We start from the raw sequence: 2,583 nt of genomic DNA on the forward strand, positions 1-2,583 counted from the left end.
GCCAGGAACGTTTCCTGAACTAGATCTTCGGCAATTTCCCTGTCCTTGACCCTGGCGAGAGCAAAATTAAAGAGCGAATCGCCGTATTGATCCACCCACATGTCGGCATTTATTTTTGGCGAGTCCTTCATTCCAATCGGATACCCTTCGTCAAGTGATCCCAACGTGAAGTGTTGTCCATCAAGGTATCAAATTGAGCCGATTTTTCAAGTTGCAATGCAGTTTTCATCATAAAGGCGCTTTCAAGGCGCCCACCATATTTTTCATGTCTTTCGGGTCACCGGTAGGATGCAGCACCACCATAATCATGGCCCATTTGCCAAAGGGTGCTTCATTCAAGTGAGCCGTGTAATTTCCGTCGCCCCATTTGTCGGTCCGGAACATATAGGGTGCCGTGCCCGCACCGGTTTCATGCTTGTTAGGCTTCATGTTGACAAACCACACCGTGTACACCGAATCGGGTTTGAGACCGCGTGCTTGAATGCTCACATGTTCTTGGCCGATAAAGGCGGTCCCGCTTGCGTCAGGGTGTTTGGCCGTCGATTCGAGTACCCGCGTGCGCCCATCGGCTGACGCCCAGGTTACAGAAATGATGAAGATACTGAGCACCCCGATAATTGCTGTTTGGAAGATCATTTTGGAATTCATACGGGTCTCCTTCTGATTAAAAACCACAGGGTGTCGCCAAATTGCAGCCCGCACCCCTGTTGTCGTGTTGGATATGTGTAAAACCCTTTGCCTCTATTTTAGAAACGGTGTCTTCCGTTTGCTGCATTGGTCGGCAGTTTGCACAAACCCTTACAACCGCAGCGACAGTTTATTCAACCCAAGTTGAGCGATTGTCGAGCTTGCCGCAGAACCAAGGCCAGTTTCGTTGCATACTAAATGGGTTGTGTGTTGTAAGCTTGGTAGCGATACAACGACAATCAGTTATGGACATGGGCTGAATGGGGGGGCAGAGGGAAAAAGCAATATGCTAAAAAATCGAATTGAGAGATTACAGCATGCGCTCGATACGGATCACGTGAATTACTGGAGTAATCTGAGCCGGATCAACAACCTGCTGGTAATCACGAAAATCAGCATGTTTTTCCTCACCGGATTGGTCGCAAAAGCATATTTTTATACTTGTTATTCATTGGTTTGCCTGGGGGCTGTGGGCATGGGCGTACTCGTACCGACGACGATGATTCGCAACCTGTGGTATTATTGAATCTTCCTGGTTGTCGAGCTTTCAGGGCTCTATTTTCTGGTGGCCAGCGTGATATTCTGGGTTAAACATGGATCGGGATAATGCATACGGCGCACGCCATGCGTTTGCACCCTAAAAGGTGAAAAATGCGAAATGAATCCGAAAAACGATCGAATCATGTGTTGACGCGAATCGGCCGGTATCTTCTCAGACGGCTGGAGCTACCCCTTCCATCTTACGAGCAGCGGATCATCAATAACATGCAGAACCTGTATAGAGAAATCCAACCGGGCGATGTACTGCTGGTCGAAGGCCGATCCAAATTAAGCCAGATCATTCAAATTATCACCAAAAGCGCCTGGAGCCATGCGGCCATTTATGTCGCTAACCGGTTGGATCATTCCACCGACGACGGCGTCCAAAGCATATTGAAGGGCCTCGATGAGACCGACCGGCAGCATATGTTGATCGAGGCGGATGCCGCCAATGGTGTGATCGTCGTCCCCCTGAACAAATACAAGGATCACAATATCCGGATATGCCGGCCCTTTGGCATTTCCCCGCAGGATTTGACTGCCGTGATTAAAGATACGGTCGGCAATTTAGGCAATTATTACGACCACGAAAACCTGACGGATTTGGTGCTGCTTCTCCTGCCGCCATTTTTAAATCCGTTTAAAAAAAGAACCATCCAGGCGTGTTTAGGTGGGTGTACCGAATACAAAGTGATCTGTTCGGGGATGATCGCCAACGCCTTTCAAAAAGTCGGTTATCCGATCGTCCCTGCTTTGCTGCCGTCGACAGATGTCGACAACAACCAAATAAACGACCCCTATGGGTCAAAGTTGATCATGCGCCACTATTCTCAAATCGTTCCCAGAGATTTTGACTTGAGCCCCAATTTCGAGATCGTCAAATACAACATCATTGGCTTGGGCAGCTTCGAATACAAATCGATTTGGGCAAAAGAATAGGTAGCTTTTATTATGGATTCACATGCTCTGGCAAATTTGCGATCGATAGACCATATAAAGCCATTGCAAAAAGCAGGCGGATAGCAAGTGCTCAATCGAACCCTCCCCGCGGCAAGCCGCGGGGAGGGTTCACAGTAAGGATGAATGTCAATTTTCAGTTCGCTCGCTAACCCCGCCGCAAGCGGCGAGGAATGCGCTCGCTATCGCGGTTCATATAAACGACTTGCACTGATTTCGGATCGTGTTTAATTTTAACGATCAAACCATAGCGCTATCCTTTTGCGCAATCGGCTTTCTGGATCCCTGATATCCGCTTCGCTGCTTCCGGGATGACATCGTCTGGTGTTCCGTCAACCGACTAACTTGGTCCTTATCGTTAATCGAATTTTTGTAAGCGTTCACATGTTCAGCGTTCAC

At 48.5% G+C, this 2,583-nt stretch carries 4 protein-coding genes; 2 read left to right on the plus strand and 2 right to left on the minus strand.

What is annotated here, in order from left to right; genetic code table 11:
- Together ABYV26_RS24285 and ABYV26_RS24290 are read right to left on the minus strand one after the other, a co-directional pair.
- Positions 1-131, minus strand: a 131-nt coding sequence (locus ABYV26_RS24285; RefSeq protein WP_372683932.1) for an RNA polymerase sigma factor, incomplete at its 3' end; no start/stop codon positions are given.
- A gap of 97 nt (positions 132-228) precedes the next feature.
- Positions 229-648, minus strand: coding sequence for a hypothetical protein (locus tag ABYV26_RS24290; RefSeq protein WP_372683929.1), 420 nt, complete (start codon positions 646-648; stop codon positions 229-231).
- A 325-nt stretch (positions 649-973) separates the two neighbouring features.
- Between ABYV26_RS24290 and ABYV26_RS24295 the strand changes: the two genes are divergently transcribed.
- Both ABYV26_RS24295 and ABYV26_RS24300 read left to right on the plus strand, forming a co-directional pair.
- Positions 974-1,213, plus strand: a complete 240-nt coding sequence (locus ABYV26_RS24295) for a hypothetical protein (protein WP_372683930.1) — start codon at positions 974-976, stop codon at positions 1,211-1,213.
- Positions 1,214-1,338: 125 nt separating this feature from the next.
- Positions 1,339-2,166 carry a YiiX/YebB-like N1pC/P60 family cysteine hydrolase gene (locus ABYV26_RS24300; RefSeq protein ID WP_372683931.1) on the plus strand — a complete coding sequence of 276 codons (828 nt, stop codon included), beginning with the start codon at positions 1,339-1,341 and terminating at the stop codon, positions 2,164-2,166.
- Positions 2,167-2,583 lie beyond the last annotated feature (417 nt).

Origin of the sequence: Desulfosarcina sp., from assembly GCF_041551955.1 — a bacterium.
In the GTDB taxonomy this organism is placed as follows: Bacteria; Desulfobacterota; Desulfobacteria; order Desulfobacterales; family Desulfosarcinaceae; genus Desulfosarcina.